Source organism: Curtobacterium subtropicum, from assembly GCF_030362975.1.
Taxonomy (GTDB): Bacteria; Actinomycetota; Actinomycetes; order Actinomycetales; family Microbacteriaceae; genus Curtobacterium; species Curtobacterium subtropicum.
On record NZ_JAUCMM010000004.1, the window covers coordinates 112,780 to 133,708 of the forward strand.

Genomic DNA, 20,929 nt, shown 5'->3' on the forward strand with positions numbered 1-20,929 from the left:
TCAGGCAGTTCCATTCCTAGTAGACCGTCACTTCGTGCTTGACCTCGCCGGTGGCCTCGTCGACCTCCGCAGGCGCGGCGGGGCCCTCCTGCGCGACCTTCTTGATGAGCCCGAATTCGACGACCGCGAGCGCGCCGTAGATCAGCGTGAACACGACCAGGGAGATGAGGACCTCGACCCCGGTGACGTTCGGCGAGACCCCGTCCGCCGTGCGGAGCAGGCCGAACACGAGCCACGGCTGGCGGCCCATCTCGGTGAAGACCCAGCCCATGATCATCGCGGCCATGGGCAGCGGGACCGACCAGGTCGCGACGCGCCAGACCCAGCGCTGCGTGGGGAACCGGCCCTTGCGGGTCAGCCACAGGCCGACGACCGAGACGAGCACCGCGCCGACACCGAGGGCGATCATCCAGCGGAACGACCAGTAGGTCACCCAGATGATCGGCTTGTAGTCGCCGGGACCGTAGACCTGCGAGTACTGCGCCTGCAGGTCGTTGATGCCCTCGACCGTGCCGGTGAACGTGTGCGTCGACAGGAAGGACAGCAGGTACGGGATGCGGATCGAGAACAGCTCGTGGACCCCGTCCGGCGTGCCGAGCGTGAAGATCGAGAACGAGGCGTCCTTGCCCGTCGAGGTGTTGTAGAGCGCCTCGGCCGCGGCCATCTTCATCGGCTGCGTGTCGACCATGGTCAGCCCGAGCTGGTCGCCGGACAGCACGGTCAGCGCACCGGACGCGAGCATCGTCCACATGCCGAACTTGAGCGCGGGCATCATCGTCTCGAGGTTCTGGTTGCGGGCCAGGTGCCACGCGGCGACCGCGATGATCACCGAGGCCGCGACCATGAACGCGCCGAAGAGCGTGTGCGGGAAGGCGGCCAGCGCGACCTTGTTCGTCAGGACGGCCCAGATGTCGGTGAGCTCGGCCCGGCCCTTGGCCTCGTTGATCGCGAAGCCGACCGGGTGCTGCATGAAGGCGTTCGCGGCCAGGATGAAGTACGCCGACATCATCGTGCCGACGCTGACGCACCAGATGCTCGCCAGGTGCAGGGCCCGCGGCAGGCGGTCCCAGCCGAAGATCCAGATGCCGATGAACGCCGCCTCGAAGAAGAACGCGAGGATGCCTTCGAGCGCGAGCGGTGCACCGAACACGTCACCGACGAACCGCGAGTAGTTCGACCAGTTCATCCCGAACTGGAACTCCTGCACGATGCCGGTCACGACGCCCATCGCGAAGTTGATGAGGAAGATCCGACCGAAGAAGCGGGTCAGCTGCAGGTAGTGCGCGCGCCCGGTCCGCACCCACGCCGACTGGAACACGGCGACGACGAGCGCCATGCCGATGGTCAGCGGGACGAAGAGGAAGTGGTAGATCGTCGTCAGACCGAACTGCCACCGCGACAGGATCAGGGGATCGAGGAGATCGTTCATGCGGCGTGTCCGAGCCGGCCCGCCGCGCGCTGTTCGTGCACGAGAGATGCCTCTTCCGAGAGGAGGAACTGGTACTTGTCACCCCGTCGGGACACCTCCACGCTACCGGCCAGACACCTGCTTCGACAAGTTGTAGAGGGTCACTCTGCACGAACGTGCAGCGTCCCTGGTCGGCACAACCGTGCGGAACGACGGTGCCTGGGAACCCCGTGCACGAACGACGACAGGTGCCGGGCCGAAGCCCGACACCTGTCGTTCAGTCCTGGTCGGCGCCGCGCGCCGGCCGACTAGAGCAGACCCTCGTCCTGCAGGAACTGCTTGGCGATCTGGGACGCCTTCTCCTTGTCGGTCACGCTCTTCTCGTTCAGCTCGATGAGCTTGTCGGTGGTGAGCTTCTCGTTCACCTCGTCGATGGCGTCGGCAGCCTTCTCGTCGACCTTGTCGGAGACGACCGGGATGACGTTCTGCGGCAGGATCAGGTTCTCCGGGTCCTTGAGCGAGACGAAGTCGTTCGCCTTGATGCTCGGGTCCGCGCTGTAGATGTCGGCGAGCTGGACGGTGCCGTCCTTGAGCGCCTTGACCGTCAGGGCGCCGCCGGAGTCCTCGATCGCCGTGAAGTCGACGTCCACGCCGTAGACCGACTTCAGGCCCTCGGGGCCGTACGGGCGGGTCTGGAACTCCGAGTTCGCGCCGACGGTCAGCTTCTCCTTGACGTTCTTCAGGTCGGCCAGGCTCGTGACGTCGTTCTCCTCGGAGAACTGCTTCGTCACGGTGTAGCTGTCCTGGTCCGTCGCCTCGGCCTCGTCGAGGACGCGCAGGCCCTTCGGCAGGGCCTTCTTCAGCCCCTCGTCGATCTGGTCGGCGCTCTTGGCGGTCGACTCCTTGTCGAAGTACTGCAGCAGGTTGCCGCTGTACTCCGGCATGACGTCGATCGCGCCCTTCTCGAGCTGCGGGATGTAGACCTCGCGCTGCCCGATGTTGAAGTTGCGCTGGACGGTGAAGCCGTCCTTCTCGAGCACCTGGGCGTAGAGCTCGGCGATGATCTCGTTCGAGTAGTACTGCTGCGAGCCGATGACGATCGTCTTCGAGTCGGAGGACGCGCTGGAGCCGCTGCTGAGCGGGTCTCCGGACGAGCAGCCGGTCAGGGCTGCTGCGACGCCGAGTGCCGTTGCGGCGGCGAGGGCGACGCGGATCCGTGCTGTGATCACGATGGGTTTCCTTCCGGGATGGGATTGCGGGCTCGCTCGCGCGATCCCTGGCGCTGCCGCGCGGACGGGTCGAGGGTGCCCTTCGGCACCGACGCCCGCTGCAGTGCGGCGAACACGATCTCGAACGCGATCGCGAGTGCGATCACGAGGACGGACGCGCCGAGCATCTCGGCGTAGTCCTGGGTCTTGAGGCCGAGGAAGAAGTAGCCGCCCAGACCACCGGCACCGACGTAGGCGGCCAGGGTGGCGGTCGCGACGACCTGGAGCACGGCCGACCGGACGCCACCGATCAGCAGCGGGAGGCCGAGCGGGACCTCGACCTTCCAGAGGACCTGCCAGCCGGTCATGCCCTGGGCCTTCGCGGCGTCGATCGTCACCGGGTCGACGGACTCGATGCCCGCGTACGCGCCGGCGAGGACCGACGGGATCGCGAGGACCACGAGGGCGAGCAAGGGTGCCTCGAGGCCGATGCCGAGCAGCAGGCCGAACAACGACAGCACACCGAGCGTGGGCAGTGCGCGGACACCGCCGGACAGGGCGATCGAGAGACCGCGCGCCCGGCCGGTGTGTCCGATCGCGTACCCGATCGGGACCGCGATCACCGCTGCGATGGCGACCGCGAGCAGGGTGATCCACACGTGTTCCCAGAGCCGCCCGGGGATCGCGTTGAAGCCCGTGTAGTTGGCGGGGTCGAACACCCAGCCGAACGCCTGACCGATGATCACGAGGCGACCTCCGCCCGCTGCAGGACCCGGCGCGCGGTGCGACGGCTCCGAGGCGCCCGGCGCGTCCACGGCATCACCGCGCGGCCGAGCGCCACGAGCAGGCCGTCGAGCACGAAGGCGAGCACGAGCACCATGACGATGCCGGAGAGGATCTCCTCGTAGATGCCGCGCGCGAGTCCGTCGGTGAACAGCGATCCGAGGCTCTGGATGCCGAGCACGGCACCGACGGTCGTCAGCGAGATCGTCGAGACCGTGACGACCCGCAGGCCGGCGAGCAGGACGGGGCCGGCGAGCGGGAGCTCCACGCGGAAGAAGCGCTGCACGCCCGAGTAGCCCATCGCGGTCGAGGCTGCCTTCGTCCCGGCGTCGACCGAGGTCAGGCCGTCCACCGTCGAACGGACCATGAGCGCCAGGCCGTAGATCGTCAGGCTGATGATCACGTTGACCGGGCTCTGCAAGCTCGTCCCGATGATGCCCGGCAGCGCGACGAAGAGCGCCAGCGACGGGATCGCGTAGAGCAGTCCGGCGAAGGTCACGATGCCGCTGCCGAGCCCGGCGGCGAAGCGCGATCCGCCCGGTCGCTGCAGGCGGACCACCACCCAGCCGATCGGGATGGAGAGCAGGAAGCTGATGATGATCGGTGGGATCGCGATCGCGAGGTGCGCGATCGTGGCGTCACTGATCGTGTCGAGGTTCGACAGGATCCAGTTCACCGCGGTCCCCCACCCTGCGCCGGAGCACCCGGGGCGGTGTCACGCGCCCCGGCCTCTGCTGCCTGCGGCACCGCGGCTGCGGCGTCGACCACCTGGACCGGGCCGGTGAGCACGCCGGCTGCCCGACCGTCACCGTCGACGACGATCGGCCCGGTCGGGGTCTGCTCGACGCGCAGGGCACGCCGTCCTCGACCGGCGCCGATGAAGTTCGCGACGAAGTCGTCGGCGGGTTCGGCGAGGATCTCCGCGGGGGTGCCGAGCTGCGCGATCTCCCCGCCCTTCTTCAGGATGACGACCTGGTCGCCGAGCTTGAACGCCTCGTCGATGTCGTGGGTCACGAAGACCACCGTCTTGCCGAGCTCCCGCTGCAGGCGGATGAGCTCGTCCTGCAGGTCGTTCCGCACCAGCGGGTCGACGGCGCCGAACGGCTCGTCCATGAGCAGGACGTTCGGGTCGACCGCGAGGCCGCGTGCCACGCCGACGCGCTGCTGCTGGCCACCGGAGAGCTGCGACGGGTAGCGGTCCGCGAAGGCACGGTCGAGGCCGACGGTGTCCATCAGCTCGAGCGCACGTGCGCGGGCCTCTCCCTTGGAGACGCCGGTCAGCAGCGGGACGGTCGCGATGTTGTCGGCGACCTTCCGGTGCGGGAGCAACCCGGCGTTCTGCATGACGTAGCCGATGCGGCGACGGAGCTGCACGGGGTCGACCCCCGCGACGTCCTCGCCGTCGATCTCGACCGTCCCCGACGACGGGTCGACCATCCGGTTGATCATGCGGAGCAGGGTCGTCTTGCCGCAGCCGCTGGAGCCGACGAAGACGGTGGTGGTCCGCGACGGGATGACGAGACTGAAGTCGTCGACCGCGTTGGTGCCGTCCGGGTACGTCTTGCGCACCGAGCGGAACTCGATCATGTGGGTGCCCTTCTGTTCGGAGGTAGCCCGACTCCGCACGAGCGTACCCGCGCATCGAGGACAGCGTTCCACCGTGACCGGTCATGACGGCTCGCGGACAACGACGCCCGCACTCCCTGTTCGGGAGCACGGGCGTCGGTGGATGGTCCGGTGTGTCGGTCGGGCGCGTCGCGCGGGCGACTGCGGACCGGGCGGCCCCGGGTCAGGCTGCTGCGGCGACCGCCTCCAGGTGCGCACGGCTCATCGTGCGGTACTCCTCGATGAGCGCGGTGTCGGGAGCGGACCGGTCGCGGAGCGCCCGGGCGATCACGGCGTGCGCCGACTCGGCCAGGACGACCCAGGCGCGCTCCGGACGCTCGCCCAGCGGGTAGCCGAAGCGGTCGTGCAGGATCTGCGCGACGGCCGCCCCCAGCGCGGCCATGCGGTCCTCGGCGTCACCGGTGCCGGTGTCTGCGGGGTCACCGAAGCGGATCGCCCGGAAGCCCGGCTCCGACCGGTACATCTCGACGGTCGCGTCGATGAGCGCGTCGTGCGCGTCCTGCCACGTCGTGGCGTCGCTCTCGTCGAGCGCGGTGAGGAAGCGCTCGGCGAGTCGCTGCGTGCTCCGGATCGCCAGTGCCTCGACCACGGCGATGCGGTCCGGGAAGTACCGGTAGACCGTGCCGATGGACGCCCCCGCGCGCTCGGCGACCATCGCGGTGGTCAGCCGCTCGAACCCGATCTCGTCGATCACGGCCGCAGCGGCGTCGAGGAGTCCCGCGAGGCGCGCCGAACTGCGGGCTTGGACCGGCTCGTTCCTGAGCAGTGATGATCCCCCCGGCAGTGCGTTCGATACCTCGGTGACGAGCACGTGTTCTCCTCTTGCGCTCCCGGCGGAGCGCGGTCATGTGGGATGTGACGGAGAGGACTCTCGCACAGACCGGCTGGAACGTGGCTGCGACTCACCCCTGTGGCGCGGTCGCGCGACCGACGCCGGCGTCCCTCGCGTGGAAGGATGGGGCCATGCCCGACCCGACGCCCCACGAGCCGTCGTTGGCCGAACCGATCCTCCACCGGGCCGCCCGGATCGAGGACGCCGTCCAGGAGTTCCGCGAGCACCGGGCTCGTCGGCGCGGCCTCGTGCCGACCGTGATCCCGTACACGGGCTACGGCGCACCGGGCTGGATCCGCGTGCTCTGCCGGGTGCTGCTGACGCGTCGAGGTCTCGCGTCCGACGCCTCGTACTACGGCGTGCGCGGTTGGCGGAGCTTCACGAGCGTGGCCGTCGACGACGCCGAGGTCACCGTGACGGCCGGCGGGACCACGCACGTGGTGCAGTCCGACCGCGGCGGCGTGGTCGACGTGAAGGTCCCGATCGACCTCGAACCCGGTTGGCAGACCGTGCGCCTTTCGGCCGGTGGGATGCGCGACGTGGAGGCCGACGTGTTCATCGTGGACCCGGACACGCGCTTCGGTCTGCTCTCCGACATCGACGACACCGTCATGGTCACCTCGCTCCCCCGCCCGATGCTCGCGGCGTGGAACTCGTTCGTGCTCACCGAGCACGCTCGCCGCCCGGTCCCGGGGATGTCGGTGCTCTACGAACGCGTGCTCGCGCAGCACCCGGGCGCTCCCACCGTGTACCTGTCGACCGGGGCGTGGAACGTCGCGCCGACCCTGCAGCGCTTCCTGACCCGGAACATGTACCCGTCCGGCACGCTCCTGCTGACGGACTGGGGTCCGACCCACGACCGCTTCTTCCGCAGCGGGCAGCTCCACAAGCAGCAGAACCTCCGGCGGCTCGCCAGCGACTTCCCGGACGTGCAGTGGCTGCTGGTCGGTGACGACGGGCAGCACGACGAGACCCTCTACGGCGAGTTCGCCCGGGAGCACCCGGACAACGTCGCCGGCGTCGCCATCCGCCAGCTGTCCACCAGCGAGGCGGTCCTCGCCGGTGGGCGGTCCCGAGCGCAGGAACGCACGCGCGCCGGATCCGCTCCGTGGGTGTACGCGCCGGACGGTGCCGGGATGTGGGCGGAGCTCAGCCGGGTCGGCCTCGTCGACGCGGACCCGTCGGCCCCGCTCTGATCCCTGCACAGGCTGCTCCGACTCCCGCGCTGTGCACACCTTCAGCGCCGTCGGGCCGCTCGGCGGTCGCCGGTGCCAGGATCGACCCATGAGCACCGCGACCCCGCCGAACCGCATCGAGGACCACGCCCTCATCGGTGACACCTACACGGCAGCCCTGGTCGGCCGCGACGGCACGATCGACTGGGCGTGCCTGCCCCGCTTCGACAGCCCCTCGACCTTTGCGTCGCTGCTCGGCACCGAGGACCACGGGCACTGGTCGCTCCGCCCCACCGATCCCGACGCCACGAGCACGCGGCGCCACCACCCGGACACGCTCGTCCTCTCCACCGTGTGGACGACGTCGACCGGTGTCGTCGAGGTCACCGACCTCATGCCGATCGGTGCCCACCGGGCGGCGATCATCCGTCGGGTGCGCGGGCTGCAGGGTTCCGTCGAGGTCGAGCAGACCCTGCGCATCCGCTTCGACTACGCCAGGGCGCTCCCCTGGGTCCGGCAGATCGGCGGCGACGAGGACCCCGCGCTCCTCGCGACCGCGGGCCCCGGCTCCGTCGTCGTCCGCGGCGTGCGCTTCCGGGCCGACGACCACCGGCACACGCACACGGTGACCGTGCACGACGGCGACGTCGTCGACACGGTGCTCACCTGGTACCCGTCGCACCGCGAACCGCCGGAGCCGCTCGACGTCGACGCCGCGATGCACGAGACGGAGCGCTGGTGGCGCGACTGGATGGCAACCGCGCACACCGAGGGTCCGTACGCCGAGGCGAGCCGGCGCTCCCTGCTGCTGCTCCGCGCGATGACCCACGGGCAGACCGGCGGCGTCGTGGCGGCGGCGACGACGAGCCTCCCGGAGGACCCGGGCGGTGAACGCAACTGGGACTACCGGTACGTCTGGCTCCGGGACGCATCCCTCGCGCTCGCGTCGCTGATCGCGCACGGCTACCGGGACGAGGCGATGCACTGGCGGGGCTGGCTGCTCCGCGCGATCGCCGGCGACCCCGCCGACGTGCAGATCATGTACGGCATCGCCGGGGAACGCGAACTGCCCGAACGCACGCTCGACGAGCTACCCGGGTACCTCGACTCGACCCCGGTGCGCCTCGGCAACGGCGCATCGACGCAGTACCAGGGCGACGTCTTCGGCGAGGTCTTGGCCGCCCTGCACGACGCCCGAGAGCTCGGCGTCGAGGAGAACGCCGACTCGTGGGCGCTGCAGCGCGCCCTGCTCGGCTACGTGGAGGAGCACTGGCAGCAGCCGGACAACGGCATCTGGGAGATGCGCGGGCCGCGGCGGCACTTCACGCACTCCCGGGCGATGATCTGGGCCGCGTTCGATCGCGGCGTCGCAGCCGTCGAGGAGTTCGGCCTCGAGGGCCCCGTCGACCGATGGCGCCAGCTGCGCGACGAGGTCCGCGCGGAGATCGAGGAACACGGCTGGAACGCCGAGCGCGGTAGCTACCGGCAGCACTACGACACCGACGAGGTCGACGCGAGCCTGCTGGTCCTGCCCCAGATCGGGTACGTGCCCGCCGACGACCCGCGCATGACGGGGACGGTCGCGGCCATCGAGCAGGACCTGCGTGTCGGCGACCACGGGCTCGTCCTCCGGTACCGGACGACCTCCGGGTTCGACGGCCTGTCCGGCAGCGAACACCCGTTCCTCGCGTGCTCGTTCTGGCTCGTCGAGCAGTACGCCGCGTCCGGACGGGTCGAGGACGCCGAACGCCTGATGGACGTGCTCGTCGGGTACGCGAACGACGTCGGCATGCTCTCCGAGGAGATCGACGTCGCGACCGGTCACCACATCGGCAACACCCCGCAGGTGCTCTCCCACCTGACGCTCGTGTCAGCGGCGGACGCCATCGCCCGGGCTCGTGGCACCTCGTCGGGGCACCGCACCCGGCTCGCCGTGCACGACGGGGGCACGCGCTCGTGGACGGGCGGCGGCCGCCGGGCCGGCGGCCCGTCCTGAGGAGCCCGCGCGCGCACCGTCGCCTCGCGCTCGGCCGCCTCGCACAGGGGAGGCTGTTCTGCGCAAGGGAGGCAGTTCCGCGCAAGGGAGGCCGTTCCGCGCAAGGGAGGCCGTTCCTTCCCGCTTCCGATGCGCGGATCGGTCTTCCAGGTCAGGTGCGATGGGCAGCAACCGCGCCGCGGTGACGGAGACACGGCGGACAGACGGACGGGAGGCACGGTGCCAGCCGGCACCGCGCCTCCCGTCCGTCAGGGGGCTCCCTCAGGAGACCGAGTCGGTCAGGACGACGACTCCCAGTCCGCCGGACCGCGCGAGCCCGCGCGGTACTCCTCGAGCGGGACGTCGCCCGACTTCCAGGCGTCCACGACCGGCTCGACGATCTCCCAGCAGCGCTCCGCGACGTCGCCGCGGATCGACAGCAGCGGGTCGTCGTGGAAGATGCCGTTGAGGACCTCGCCGTACGGGGTCAGCTCGCCGTCGTCGAAGGACGACGACAGGGTGACCTGCCCCATCTCGAACGGGTTGCCGCCGCCGTTCGCCGACACGCTCAGCTCGATCTCGTCCGGGTTGAGGACGATGCGCAGCGTGTCCGCCTTCGGCCGACCGGACAGACCGGAGGGCAGACGCGTCACCGGCTTGAAGGTGATGAGGACCTCCTTGCGACTGGCGCCGAGCGCCTTGCCGGAACGGAGGGTGAAGGGGACGCCCTTCCAGCGGGCCGTGTCGACCTCGACCTCGATCTCCGCCAGGGTCTCGGTACCGCGCGACTTGTCGACGCCGTCCTCGTCCTGGTACGACGGCAGCTCCTTGCCGTCGATCGTGCCGGCCGTGTAGACGGCGCGGCGCGAGGCGATCTTCGGGTCGTCACCCTTGAGGCGGGTGGAGCGGAGGACCCGGGCGAGCGACGAGCGGAACTCGACCGCGTCGATCGCGGCCGGCGCGTCCATCGTCACGAGGCCGAGGATCTGCAGCAGGTGCGACTGGATCATGTCGACCAGGGCGCCGGCCTCGTCGTAGTACTGCGCGCGGTTCTCGAGCCCGAGGGTCTCGTCGTAGAAGACGTCGACCTTCTCGATGTTGTCCGCGTTCCAGATCGGCTCGAACAGACGGTTCGCGAAGCGCAGACCGATGATGTTCAGGACGGTCGTGCGACCGAGGAAGTGGTCGGTGCGGTGCACGCGCTCCTCGGGGACGAGCTCGAGGACCGTCTTGTTCAGGGCCTCGGCGCTGGCGACGTCGGTACCGAACGGCTTCTCGAACGCCAGGGTCGTGCCTTCGGGGAGCTCGACGCCCTGCAGCGCCTCGCAGATGTCCGACGCGATCTGCGGCGGCAGGGCGAAGTACAGGATGGGCTCGGCGTCGGCCGCGTCGAGCAGTGCCTTGAGGTGCTCGGGGTCGGTCGGGTCGCCCTGGATGAAGGTCGTGGACTCGAGGGTCGCGTCGACCTCGGGACCCTTGACGTCCTGCGACGCGAAGGACTTCGTGACGACGTCCTTCCACTGCTCCGCACTGCGGGCGCTGCGGCCCGTGCCGATCAGCTGGACGGGGACCGCTCGACCGCTCTGCAGGAACGTTCCGAGTCCCGGGAGCAGCAGGCGGGAGGCGAGGTCGCCCGTCGCGCCGAAGATGATGAGGGTGCGCTTGTCGGTCACCGGAGGTGAGTCCTTTCGCTGTGGTTGCGGGGTCCGCACGGGTCAAGCCGCGCGCGGGCCGGTTGATTCCCTGTGGTTCCGGGATACCCGCTCCGGGCCGAGAGCTCGGTCCGGGTGGGGTACGGGCCCCGGACGCACCTCGGGCGGCACCGGATGTGGTGCCGCCCGAGGTGTCAGGTGGATCGGATCAGTGTCCGAAGTTGCCGCGGTAGTACTCGTAGACCCAGCCGACGAGCGTGACGGTCACGAGCGCGAGCCCGATCGGCACGATCCAGAGGCCGGCCGCGAGGCCGAGGAAGCAGATGCCCGTCGAACCGGCGAGCAGGATCGGCCACCACGACCACGGGCTGAAGTGCCCGAGCTCGGCGTCGCCGTCCTCGATGTTCGCGTCCGGACGGTCCTCGGGGAGGACGCCGCCCTGCGACGACATCACCTTGCCGAGGTAGAACGCGATGAACGCGGACATGATCCCGGTGAGGCCGATCGCCACGGTGCCGACCCACTCCGGGCGACCGTAGTAGATCAGCGCCCAGATGGTGTACGCGGCGTCCGCGAGGACGAAGAATACGAACAGGATCCAGAACAGGTTGGTGTTGGCGCGCATCGCCTTACTTCACCTCGCCCTTCGCGGCGTCGTAGGTCGGAGCGTCCGGGGCGTCCTTCGCCGGACCCACGCCGATCGGCACGCCGGCCTCGGGGTGGTTCAGGTCGAACGCCGGGGACTCGGAACGGATCCGCGGGATGGACGTGAAGTTGTGGCGCGGCGGCGGGCAGCTGGTCGCCCACTCGAGCGAGCGGCCGTAGCCCCACGGGTCGTTCACGGCGACCTTCGGTGCGTTCCGGGCCGTCACGTAGACGTTGAAGATGAACGGCAGGAACGAGATCGCGAGGATCATCGAGCCGATCGTCGACAGCTGGTTCATCCAGGTGAACCCGTCGTTCGGCAGGTAGGTCGCGTAGCGACGCGGCATGCCGATGACGCCCAGCCAGTGCTGGATGAGGAACGTCGTGTGGAAGCCGATGAACAGCAGCCAGAAGTGGATCTTGCCGAGGCGCTCGTTGAGCATGCGACCCGTCCACTTCGGCCACCAGAAGTAGAAGCCGGAGAACATGGCGAACACGACGGTGCCGAAGACCACGTAGTGGAAGTGCGCGACGACGAAGTACGAGTCCGACACGTGGAAGTCGAGCGGCGGCGACGCCAGGATCACACCGGTGAGACCACCGAACGTGAACGTGATGAGGAAGCCGACGGCCCAGAGCAGCGGGGTCTCGAAGGTGACCGAACCGCGCCACATCGTGCCGACCCAGTTGAAGATCTTCACGCCGGTGGGGACCGCGATGAGCATCGTCATGAGCGAGAACCACGGGAGCAGGACGCCACCGGTGACGTACATGTGGTGCGCCCACACCGTGACCGACAGGGCCGCGATGGAGATGGTCGCGTAGACGAGGGTCTTGTACCCGAAGATCGGCTTGCGGCTGAAGACCGGGAAGACCTCGGACACGATGCCGAAGAACGGCAGCGCGATGATGTACACCTCGGGGTGACCGAAGAACCAGAACAGGTGCTGCCAGAGCAGGGCACCGCCGTTGGCCGGGTTGTAGATCTGCGCGTCGAACACGCGGTCGAGGCCGAGGCCGAAGAGCGCGGCGGCGAGGACCGGGAAGGCCATCAGCACGAGCAGCGACGTCACGAGGGTGTTCCACGTGAAGATCGACATGCGGAACATCGTCATGCCCGGGGCGCGCATCGTGATGATCGTCGTGATGAAGTTCACCGCGCCGAGGATCGTCGAGAAGCCGGTCATGCCGAGGCCGAAGACCCAGAGCGTTCCGCCGAGACCCGGTGTGAACGTCGTGTCACTGAGTGGCGCGTAGGCGAACCACCCGAAGGACGCGGCACCCTGCGGTGTGAGGAAGCCGCCGACCGCGATGAGCGAGCCGAACAGGTACAGCCAGAAGGCGAACCCGTTCAGACGCGGGAAGGCCACGTCCGGCGCCCCGATCTGCAGCGGCATGATCGCGTTCGCGAAGCCCGAGAAGAGCGGCGTCGCGAACATCAGCAGCATGATCGTGCCGTGCATCGTGAAGAGCTGGTTGTACTGCTCCTTCGTCTCGACCACGTGCAGGCCGGGCTCGAAGAGCTGCGCACGGATCACGAGCGCCATGACGCCCGCGAGCAGGAAGAAGATGAACGAGGCGATCAGGTACATGTACCCGATCGTCTTGTGGTCGGTGGAGGTGATCCACCGGACGATGATGTTGCCCTTCCGACCGACCTTCGACGCCTGGAAGTCCGGCGTCGTCGGCGCTGTCGGCTGGCCGACGAGTGACGTTGTCATCTGACGGACCCCTACTTGTTCTCGCTCGACGCCTCGACCGGCGCCTGGTTGTTCGGTTCGTTCGTGTTGGTGTCGTACTCGTTGCCGAGGAGCCCGACCTTGCCCTGCTCGCGCAGCGTGTCGAGGTACTGCTGGTACTCGGAGTCCGAGACGACCTTCACCTGGAAGAGCATCAGGGAGTGGTACTCACCGCAGAGCTCGGCGCACTTGCCCTGGTAGGTGCCTTCCTTCTGCGGGATGAAGTACTCGTAGTTCGTCTTGCCCGGGAGCATGTCCTTCTTGTAGAGGAAGTCGATGACCCAGAAGGAGTGGTCGACATCGCGCGAGGAGAGCTCGATCTCGACCTTCTTGCCGACCGGCAGGTACAGCGTCGGGAGCTGCGACTCGTCGATCGCGCCGTTCCCGTTCTCCTCTTCCTGGGCCTGGATGCCCTGGTAGTAGACGCTGTCCTGCGGGTTGTCCTTGTCGATGTAGTTGAAGTCCCAGGCCCAGCGCTTGCCGTACACGTGGATCGTGGCGTCCGGGTCGTCGAACGGCTTCTCGATCGCCGACTGGTCCTTCGCGGTGAAGGCGAAGAAGCCGAGCACGAGGATGAGCGGCACGATCGTGTAGAAGATCTCGAGCGGCATGTTGTACCGCATCTGGACCGGCAGGCCGGTCTGGCCCTTGCGGCGGCGGTAGACGATCGCCGCCCAGATGATCAGGCCCCACACGATCAGACCGACCGCGAGCAGGACCACCCAGCTGGTGGTCCACAGGCCGACGACGCGGCTCGTGTGGTTCGTGACGTCCTTCGTCTCCTCGGTCCCGGGGAGCCATCCGTTCATCTGCTGCTGCGTGCAGCCAGCCAGTGCGATGACCAGACCGACGGCCACCGGGACGGCCGCCCAACGTATACGGCGATTCGAACGCACTGTTACCTCTCGGAAGACGTTGCCCGGAACCGGCGACGCGGACGCGACGTGCACCGCGAGGGGTGCACGGAGCCCGCACATTGCTGGTTCCCAGCTTGGTTGGAACACTCCTAGCTTACTCGCAGCCGGTGACGTCTCGCGCACACCCGACGCGGTCCGGCGCGTGATCGCCGGTCTCCGCCGGCAGCTTTCCCCCGGTCTGCGGCCCGGTGCGGGCAACGACGACGAGCGGGGAGCGACCAGATCGGTCACTCCCCGCTCGCGTGTCGGTTCGGTGGACGGACAGTCGCCCGCCGCGCCGTCAGTGGAAGCTGTCGCCGCACGCGCAGCTGCCCTGCGCGTTGGGGTTGTCGATGGTGAAGCCCTGCTTCTGGATGGTGTCCTCGAAGTCGATCGTCGCACCGTCGAGGTACGGCACGCTCATCTTGTCGACGACGACCTCGACACCGCTGCCGAACTCGGCGGTGGCGTCACCGTCGAGCAGCCGCTCGTCGAAGTAGAGCTGGTAGATCAGGCCCGAGCAGCCGCCGGGCTGGACCGCGAGGCGCAGGCGGAGGTCGTCGCGGCCCTCCTGCTCCAGCAGGCTCGCCACCTTCGCCGCCGCCGCGTCGCTGAGCGCGACGCCGTGCGAGCGTGCGTCCGTCGCCGGTGCGTTGTCGATGATGGTGTCGCTCATCCGCGCGTCTCCCTCCGGGCGGTGTCGGTCACCGCGCCTGGGTCGATTGTAAGCACGGGAGCCGACAGGACGGGCGCGCCGTCCACAGGGCGGCACCGGACGACGGGCGGGAGGCCCGTGGCGAGGTCGCCACGGGCCTCCCGCCCGTCACTGCTCCGGCCCGTCACCGTCGCGGCGCGGCACCGTCCCGGTCGCTCACCGGCCCGGTCGCGTCCCGCGCCGCTCCCCCGGTCAGGCGCGCGTCGCGAGCCGCGCCAGCAGGATCGTCTCGGACGCGATCGCGCGGTGCAGCACGCCCAGGTGCTGCGACTCGTTCGGGCTGTGCGCGCGGGTGTCCGGGTCCTCGACGCCGGTGACCAGGATCTGCGCCTCGGGGAACTCCGCGGCGAGGTCGGACACGAACGGGATCGAGCCGCCGATGCCCTGCTCGACCGCGGGCGCGCCCCAGCCCTCGTGCATGGCGGTGCGTGCCTCCCGCACGGCCCAGCCGGCCGTGTCGACCAGGAAGCCGTCGCCGGTGTCGACCTCCGTGATGTCGAGCCTCGCGCCGAACGGCACGTGCGCGCGGAGGTGCCGCTCGACGGCCGCGTACGCGTCCGTGGCGGACTGGCCAGGGGCCACGCGCACGGAGACACGAGCCGCGACGTTCGGCAGCAGCGTGTTCGACGCGTTCGCGACGCTCGGCACGTCCATGCCCGTCACGGTGATCGACGGCTGGAACCACATGCGCGAGAGCACCGGTCCCGTCCCGACCGGCTGCACACCCTCGAGCAGCGCGGCGTCCGTGGCGAGCTCGGCCTCCGAACGCTCGGGGACGTCGGCGTCGTACGCGGAGAGCCCCTCGACGGCGACCGAGCCGTCGTCGTCGTGCAGCGAGGCGAGCAGACGCACCATCGGGATCATCGCGTCCGGGGCCGCGCCGCCGAACATGCCGCTGTGGCTCGCGTGCTCGAGCGTCGTGAGCGTCGCACGGAACGTGACGTTGCCGCGGAGCGAGACCGTGATCGAGGGCACGTCGACCGACCAGTTGTCGCTGTCGGCCACCACGATGACGTCGGCAGCCAGGTGATCCTTCTGTTCCCGGAGGAAGGTGCGGAACGACCGGGAGCCGAACTCCTCCTCGCCCTCGACGAAGAGCACGACGCCGAGGTCGAGGTCGTCGCCGAACTGCGCGTGCAGGGCGCGGAGCGACGCGATGTGGGTCATCACACCGGCCTTGTCGTCCGAGGCACCGCGACCGTACAGCCGGTCGCCGCGGAGCGTCGGCTCGAAGGGCGGGGTCTCCCACAGCGCGTCGTCGCCCTGCGGCTGCACGTCGTGGTGCGCGTAGAGCATGACGGTCGGCTTCCCGTTGCGGGCGGGACGCACCGCCAGGACGGCGGGCTGCCCGAGCTCGCGGCCGGCCTCCTCGGCCCCGGCCGTCTCCCCCGCGACCGCAGACCGGACGATGCGGACGGCGTCGTCGGCGAAGATCCCCGTCGACCGGGCCAGGTCCGCGACCGCCTCGGCACTCGCCTGCACGTGCGCCGGGTCGAACGCCGACCAGGACACCGACGGCAGCCGGACCAGTGCGGAGAGGTCCGCGATCGTGGTCGGCAGGCCTCCCTGCACGTGTTCGCGGAGGGCTTCGAGGAGCGCGGGGTCGGTCGCGGGGCTGTGCTGGTCGGTGTCGGTCATGTCCCGTAATCTAGAGGAGATCCAGCACGCAACCGCAGTCAGGAACGCACCGTGGCGAAGGCAGCCCCCAAGACCAACACGACCGTCACCCCGTCGGACGAGGAACTCCTCGAGGCCGGCAAGGGTCGTCCGACGCCGTCACGTCGCGAGCGCGAGGCCGCCAACCGTCGCCCGCTCGTCGGCAACAGCCCGCAGGACAAGAAGGCCGCCCGCGCGCGCCTCAACACCGAGCGCGAGAAGGCCCGCCTCGGCATGGCCAACGGCGAGGAGCGCTACCTCCCCGCGAAGGACAAGGGCGAGCAGCGGAAGTTCGTCCGCGACTGGATCGACGCGCGCTGGAACGTGGGCGAGGTCATGATGCCCGTGCTCGTGCTGTTCCTGATCGTCGGGTTCGCCGCGGCGCAGACGGTCCTGGCGTCGTACTCGCTGCTGCTGGTGTGGGCGTTCGTGGCACTGTTCGTGCTCGACTGCATCGTGCTCTGGCTGTCGCTCCGCAAGAAGATCACGGCGAAGTTCGGCGAGATGCAGCGCGGGACCTTCCTCTACATCCTGACGCGGGCGTGGCAGCTGCGCTTCCTGCGCCTGCCGAAGCCGCAGGTGCGCCGCGGGCAGTACCCCTCGCTCTAGGCACCACCGCACGAGCGCCGTCCGGCCGAGCCGGGCGGCGCTTCGTCGTTCCCGGGCGCGCGAGTCCAGGTCGCAGGACATGCCGTCCACGACGAACGTGAGCGGCATGTCCTGCACCGTGAACGGCATGAGTCGGCAGGTCGTGCGACCGGAGCGGGACCGGGTCGGCAGGTCGTGCGACCGGAGCGGGACCGGGTCGGCGGCGTGCGGCGACTACCGCGCTGCGCGCCGCAGCCGCCGACGACGCAGGCGGTTGATGCGCATCGCCCAGGTCGGCCCCTCGTAGAGGAACGCCGTGTAGCCCTGCACGAGCGTGGCACCCGCGTCGACGCGGTCCTGCACGTCCTGCTCGCTCGTCACGCCACCGACGGCGACCACGCAGAACTCCTGCGGCACCGCGGCGCGCACCCGGCGCAGGACCTCGAGCGACCGGGCGGCGATCGGCGCGCCGGACAGCCCGCCGGCCCCCATCGCCTCGACCTCGGCGTCCGGCGTGGTCAGGCCGGAGCGCGCGATCGTGGTGTTGTTCGCGATGATCCCGGCGAGCCCGAGGTCCACCGCGAGTCCGGCGATGGCGTCGATCTGCTCGTCGGTCAGGTCGGGCGCGATCTTCACCAGCACCGGCGTCCGACCAGCGGCATCACGCACGGCGGTCAGCAGCGGCCGGAGCTGGTCTGCCTCCTGCAGTCCGCGGAGCCCTGGGGTGTTCGGCGAGCTGACGTTCACCGCGAGGTAGTCCGCGAACGGCGCGAGCAGACGGGTCGACTCGAGGTAGTCGTCGACCGCGTCCTCGACCGCGACGACCCGGCTCTTGCCGATGTTCACGCCGATGACCGGTCGGCCGGGGTGACGCCGTGCGCGCTCGAGGCGCCGGGCGGCCCGGGCGGCGCCGTGGTTGTTGAAGCCCATCCGGTTGACGAGCGCCCTGTCGCGGATGAGCCGGAACAGCCTCGGCTTCTCGTTGCCGGGCTGCGCCTTCGCCGTGATCGTGCCGACCTCGACGTGCCCGAACCCGAGCAGTCCGAGTCCGGCGATGCCCTTGGCGTCCTTGTCGAACCCGGCTGCGAGGCCGAAGCGCGAGGGGAAGTGGATGCCCATCGTCGTGATGCCGTCGGCGGCCGAGGGCCTGGCGTAGCGCTCGATCGTCCCGCTCAGGAACGGCACCTTCGGCAGCGCGCGGATCACCGCGAAGGCGATGTGGTGCGCCCGCTCCGGGTCCATGTTCGCGAACACGGTCCGGAAGACGACGGCGTACCCGTTGCGGACGACGCGCTCCACGATCCCGCTCATGCGCTGCTGCCCGACTCGGTGCCGCCGGACGCGCCGGCTCCGGCCGCCTGGTGGTCGCGGCGCAGCTGTGCGATCGCGTCCTCGAAGTCCTCGAGCGTGTCGAAGGCCTGGTACACGCTCGCGAAGCGCAGGAAGGCGACCTCGTCGAGCTCGCGGAGCGGCGCGAGGATGGCGAGGCCGATGTCGTTCGCGTCGATCTGACTCGATCCCGACGAGCGCACGGTCTCCTCGACGCGCTGCGCGAGCACGGCCAGGTCGCCGTCGGTCACCGGCCGGCCCTGGCACGCCTTGCGGACGCCGGAGACGATCTTGTCGCGGCTGAACGGCTCGGTGACGCCGTTCCGCTTCACGACGTTGAGCGAGGCGGTCTCGGTCGTCGAGAACCGGCGCCCGCAGTTCGGGCACTGGCGGCGGCGACGGATCGAGGTGCCGTCGTCGCTCGTGCGGGAGTCGACGACGCGGGAGTCCGGGTGGCGGCAGAAGGGGCAGAACATGTCGTCCCCCAGGCTATCGGCTCGACGGCGTCCACAGGGCGCGGTGACGACCCTGTGGACGACGGCCCGCGCTCAGGCCCGGGCGGTCCGCTCCGTGACGGCGGCCCCGTGCCCGGGCAGCTGCTCCTCGGTCGCGAGCGCCACGATGTGCGGCGCGACCTCGGCCAGGGCCGCGGGCGTGTACCGGATGACCTGCTGCGGCCGGAGGAACGTCGAGGCCGACAGACCCGACCCGAAGCGCGCCTGACCGCCGGTCGGCAGCACGTGGTTCGACCCCGCCAGGTAGTCCCCGAGGCTCACCGGCGTGCTCGGCCCGACGAACACGGCACCGGCCGCGTCGATGTCGGCCAGCACGGCGTCGTCGTCGGCGGTCTGGATCTCCAGGTGCTCCGGCCCGTACGCGTTGCTCACGGTCGCGGCGTCGGCCAGCGAGTCGACCAGCACGACCGCGGACTGCGGTCCGTCGAGTGCGGTCTGGAGGCGCGCAGCCGTCCCCAGCGCCGCCACCCGTTCCGGGATCGCCGCCTCGACCGCGTCGGCGAACGCGGACGACGTGGTCACCAGGACGCTGCCCGCCTGCTCGTCGTGCTCGGCCTGGCTCACCAGGTCGGCGGCGACGTAGCCAGCGTCCGCGGTGTCGTCCGCGATGACGAGGATCTCGGTGGCCCCGGCCTCGGAGTCGATGCCGACGACCCCGCGCACCAGTCGCTTGGCCGCGGCGACGAAGTTGTTCCCCGGTCCGGTGACCAGGTCGACCGGCTCGAGGCCGATCTCGCGCACGCCGTACGCCAGCGCGCCGACCGCGCCGGCGCCGCCCATCGCGTAGACCTCGTCGATGCCGAGCAGTCCGGCGGCGGCGAGGATCGTCGGGTGCACCCGCCCGCCGTGGTCGCGCTGCGGCGGGGAGACCAGGGCGATCGACCCGACGCCGGCGACCTGCGCGGGAACCACGTTCATGACGACGCTCGACGGGTAGACGGCCTTGCCACCCGGCACGTAGAGGCCGACCCGTCGCATCGGCTGCCAGCGCTGGTGGACCTCGGCGCCGTCGGCCAGGCACGTGACCGATCCGGCGGGGACCTGCGCGGCGCTCGCGGCCCGGACGCGGCGGATCGCCTCGTCCAGGGCCTCGCGCAGCTCGGGGGTCAGGCCGGCGACGGCCGCGGCGATCTCGGCGGCGGGGACCCGGACGTGCTCCGGCGCTCCCCCGTCGAAGCGCTCCGCCTGCTCGCGGAGCGCCGCGGCCCCGTGCTGCCGGACCGCGTCCACGAGCTCGCGCGCGGCGTCGACGGCGTGGGAGACGTCACCGACGGCACGCGGCATGAGGCGGAGGAGGTCGGCACGAGCGGGCAGGCCGCCGCGGAGGTCGATTCGCTGCATCATCAGGCGTCCAGCGTACCGGCGGCGCCTGACAGCAGCGCCTCCGCGAGGGGACGGTGGTGCGCGGCCTGGTCGTCGTCCCACGCCCCGAGCAGCTGCAGGACGAGCACGCGGAACGCCAGCGCGCGGACGAGCAGCTGCGGCCACTCGGACACGGACCACTCGGCCACGGTCGGCAGCTGTCCGAGCGTCGGGAGCCGTCCGATCGGCACCCCGTGCCAGCACACCGCGTCGACGGCGGCGACCGCGGCGGCGAAGCCCACCGGCCGCCACGTGGGCGCCCAGTCGAACACGGTCGGTGGTTCCCCCGGTGCGAAGAGCACGTTCCCGAGCAGGTCACGGTGCACCAGCTGCGACCGTGCGCCGACGGGGTGGAAGCCCGCGGCGAGCCGGTCGAGCAGCGGCTCCGACGGCAGGGCCTCGGGTCCCCAGACGAGCCGGTCCGCCCGGCTCCACGGGTCGTCGGCCAGGTCGAGGAACGCCGGACGGGGCAGGTGCGCGACCGCGCGGTGGAAGGCAGCGCCCGCGGCGAGGACGTCCTCGACGCGGGTCGGGTCGGTCGCGCCGGGCAGCCACGCCCAGGCCTCCCAGCCGTCCACGAGCCAACCGCCGTCGGCGCTCGGGACCGGTCGCGGCGTGCGGAACCGAGCGGTGTGCGCGAGGCGGGCCAGCGTGGCGGACCGCCACCGTGCCTCCCGGACGTCACCGTGCGGACGCAGGACGATGCTGTCGGCCCGCCACGTCGTGCCCTCCCCACCGGGCAGGAGCAGCGGTCGTCGCTCCCCCACGCCGAACGCCCGGAGCACCGCGGCCGAGGGCGGCGGTGCTCCGGGGACGGTCACGTCG

At 70.4% G+C, this 20,929-nt stretch carries 19 protein-coding genes; 3 read left to right on the plus strand and 16 right to left on the minus strand.

Annotation, left to right across the window (positions count from 1 at the left end; all coding sequences use genetic code 11):
* Positions 1-16 precede the first annotated feature (16 nt).
* The 6 genes from QUG98_RS07980 to QUG98_RS08005 all read right to left on the minus strand — a co-directional run bounded on the left by QUG98_RS07980 (position 17) and on the right by QUG98_RS08005 (position 5,836).
* A complete protein-coding gene (locus tag QUG98_RS07980; RefSeq protein ID WP_289470026.1) occupies positions 17-1,429 on the minus strand; it encodes a cytochrome ubiquinol oxidase subunit I in 1,413 nt (470 codons plus the stop codon).
* Between the two features lie 287 nt (positions 1,430-1,716).
* Positions 1,717-2,637 carry an ABC transporter substrate-binding protein gene (locus QUG98_RS07985; protein ID WP_289470027.1) on the minus strand — a complete coding sequence of 307 codons (921 nt, stop codon included), beginning with the start codon at positions 2,635-2,637 and terminating at the stop codon, positions 1,717-1,719.
* Positions 2,634-3,362: an ABC transporter permease gene (locus QUG98_RS07990; protein ID WP_289470028.1), complete on the minus strand. Its 729-nt coding sequence runs from the start codon at positions 3,360-3,362 to the stop codon at positions 2,634-2,636. The genes QUG98_RS07985 and QUG98_RS07990 overlap by 4 nt, the downstream gene beginning before the upstream one ends.
* Positions 3,359-4,075, minus strand: a complete 717-nt coding sequence (locus tag QUG98_RS07995) for an ABC transporter permease (protein WP_289470029.1) — start codon at positions 4,073-4,075, stop codon at positions 3,359-3,361. The genes QUG98_RS07990 and QUG98_RS07995 overlap by 4 nt, the downstream gene beginning before the upstream one ends.
* Positions 4,072-4,986, minus strand: coding sequence for an ABC transporter ATP-binding protein (locus tag QUG98_RS08000; RefSeq protein ID WP_058729759.1), 915 nt, complete (start codon positions 4,984-4,986; stop codon positions 4,072-4,074). The genes QUG98_RS07995 and QUG98_RS08000 overlap by 4 nt, the downstream gene beginning before the upstream one ends.
* Positions 4,987-5,188: 202 nt before the next feature.
* Entirely contained in the window at positions 5,189-5,836 is a 648-nt protein-coding gene (locus QUG98_RS08005) for a TetR/AcrR family transcriptional regulator (RefSeq protein ID WP_058729758.1), read from the minus strand.
* A 152-nt stretch (positions 5,837-5,988) separates the two neighbouring features.
* Between QUG98_RS08005 and QUG98_RS08010 the strand changes: the two genes are divergently transcribed.
* The gene (locus QUG98_RS08010) at positions 5,989-7,053 is read left to right on the plus strand and encodes an App1 family protein phosphatidate phosphatase (RefSeq protein ID WP_289470030.1); all 1,065 of its coding nucleotides are present in this window, start codon (positions 5,989-5,991) and stop codon (positions 7,051-7,053) included.
* 88 nt (positions 7,054-7,141) lie between these two features.
* Positions 7,142-9,028: a glycoside hydrolase family 15 protein gene (locus QUG98_RS08015; protein WP_289470031.1), complete on the plus strand. Its 1,887-nt coding sequence runs from the start codon at positions 7,142-7,144 to the stop codon at positions 9,026-9,028.
* 278 nt (positions 9,029-9,306) lie between these two features.
* Here QUG98_RS08015 and QUG98_RS08020 read toward each other — a convergent pair whose 3' ends face one another.
* The 6 genes from QUG98_RS08020 to QUG98_RS08045 all read right to left on the minus strand — a co-directional run bounded on the left by QUG98_RS08020 (position 9,307) and on the right by QUG98_RS08045 (position 16,292).
* The gene (locus QUG98_RS08020; RefSeq protein ID WP_058729755.1) at positions 9,307-10,680 is read right to left on the minus strand and encodes a glucose-6-phosphate dehydrogenase; all 1,374 of its coding nucleotides are present in this window, start codon (positions 10,678-10,680) and stop codon (positions 9,307-9,309) included.
* Between the two features lie 187 nt (positions 10,681-10,867).
* Positions 10,868-11,284 carry a cytochrome c oxidase subunit 4 gene (locus QUG98_RS08025; protein WP_137767063.1) on the minus strand — a complete coding sequence of 139 codons (417 nt, stop codon included), beginning with the start codon at positions 11,282-11,284 and terminating at the stop codon, positions 10,868-10,870.
* Positions 11,285-11,288: 4 nt separating this feature from the next.
* Entirely contained in the window at positions 11,289-13,025 is a 1,737-nt protein-coding gene (gene ctaD, locus QUG98_RS08030; RefSeq protein WP_058729753.1) for an aa3-type cytochrome oxidase subunit I, read from the minus strand.
* A gap of 11 nt (positions 13,026-13,036) precedes the next feature.
* A complete protein-coding gene (gene ctaC / locus QUG98_RS08035; RefSeq protein WP_058729752.1) occupies positions 13,037-13,939 on the minus strand; it encodes an aa3-type cytochrome oxidase subunit II in 903 nt (300 codons plus the stop codon).
* A gap of 301 nt (positions 13,940-14,240) precedes the next feature.
* The gene (locus QUG98_RS08040) at positions 14,241-14,615 is read right to left on the minus strand and encodes a HesB/IscA family protein (protein ID WP_058729751.1); all 375 of its coding nucleotides are present in this window, start codon (positions 14,613-14,615) and stop codon (positions 14,241-14,243) included.
* Positions 14,616-14,846: 231 nt separating this feature from the next.
* Positions 14,847-16,292: a dipeptidase gene (locus QUG98_RS08045; protein WP_289470032.1), complete on the minus strand. Its 1,446-nt coding sequence runs from the start codon at positions 16,290-16,292 to the stop codon at positions 14,847-14,849.
* Positions 16,293-16,343: 51 nt separating this feature from the next.
* Between QUG98_RS08045 and QUG98_RS08050 the strand changes: the two genes are divergently transcribed.
* Positions 16,344-16,919 carry a DUF3043 domain-containing protein gene (locus tag QUG98_RS08050; RefSeq protein ID WP_058729749.1) on the plus strand — a complete coding sequence of 192 codons (576 nt, stop codon included), beginning with the start codon at positions 16,344-16,346 and terminating at the stop codon, positions 16,917-16,919.
* Between the two features lie 213 nt (positions 16,920-17,132).
* Here QUG98_RS08050 and QUG98_RS08055 read toward each other — a convergent pair whose 3' ends face one another.
* From QUG98_RS08055 to QUG98_RS08070, 4 genes are all read right to left on the minus strand, one after another.
* On the minus strand, positions 17,133-18,209 hold the full coding sequence (locus QUG98_RS08055; RefSeq protein ID WP_289470033.1) for a quinone-dependent dihydroorotate dehydrogenase: 1,077 nt from the start codon (positions 18,207-18,209) through the stop codon (positions 17,133-17,135).
* Positions 18,206-18,703: a transcriptional regulator NrdR gene (gene nrdR, locus QUG98_RS08060; RefSeq protein WP_289470035.1), complete on the minus strand. Its 498-nt coding sequence runs from the start codon at positions 18,701-18,703 to the stop codon at positions 18,206-18,208. Before nrdR ends, QUG98_RS08055 begins: the two co-directional genes overlap by 4 nt.
* 72 nt (positions 18,704-18,775) lie before the next feature.
* Entirely contained in the window at positions 18,776-20,086 is a 1,311-nt protein-coding gene (gene hisD, locus QUG98_RS08065; protein ID WP_289470036.1) for a histidinol dehydrogenase, read from the minus strand.
* Positions 20,086-20,925 (minus strand): hypothetical protein, encoded by an 840-nt coding sequence (locus tag QUG98_RS08070; RefSeq protein WP_289470037.1) that lies wholly within the window; start codon positions 20,923-20,925, stop codon positions 20,086-20,088. Before QUG98_RS08070 ends, hisD begins: the two co-directional genes overlap by 1 nt.
* Between the last annotated feature and the right edge of the window lie 4 nt (positions 20,926-20,929).

Bases quoted from the DNA above. Each gene is read 5' to 3' on its own strand.
- QUG98_RS07980 (WP_289470026.1), bottom strand. From the start codon at position 1,429: ATGAACGATCTCCTCGATCCCCTGATCCTGTCGCGGTGGCAGTTCGGT.
- QUG98_RS08000 (WP_058729759.1), bottom strand. From the start codon at position 4,986: ATGATCGAGTTCCGCTCGGTGCGCAAGACGTACCCGGACGGCACCAAC.
- QUG98_RS08010 (WP_289470030.1), top strand. From the start codon at position 5,989: ATGCCCGACCCGACGCCCCACGAGCCGTCGTTGGCCGAACCGATCCTC.
- QUG98_RS08015 (WP_289470031.1), top strand. From the start codon at position 7,142: ATGAGCACCGCGACCCCGCCGAACCGCATCGAGGACCACGCCCTCATC.
- QUG98_RS08025 (WP_137767063.1), bottom strand. From the start codon at position 11,284: ATGCGCGCCAACACCAACCTGTTCTGGATCCTGTTCGTATTCTTCGTC.
- ctaD (WP_058729753.1), bottom strand. From the start codon at position 13,025: ATGACAACGTCACTCGTCGGCCAGCCGACAGCGCCGACGACGCCGGAC.
- QUG98_RS08040 (WP_058729751.1), bottom strand. From the start codon at position 14,615: ATGAGCGACACCATCATCGACAACGCACCGGCGACGGACGCACGCTCG.
- QUG98_RS08045 (WP_289470032.1), bottom strand. From the start codon at position 16,292: ATGACCGACACCGACCAGCACAGCCCCGCGACCGACCCCGCGCTCCTC.
- QUG98_RS08055 (WP_289470033.1), bottom strand. From the start codon at position 18,209: ATGAGCGGGATCGTGGAGCGCGTCGTCCGCAACGGGTACGCCGTCGTC.
- nrdR (WP_289470035.1), bottom strand. From the start codon at position 18,703: ATGTTCTGCCCCTTCTGCCGCCACCCGGACTCCCGCGTCGTCGACTCC.
- hisD (WP_289470036.1), bottom strand. From the start codon at position 20,086: ATGATGCAGCGAATCGACCTCCGCGGCGGCCTGCCCGCTCGTGCCGAC.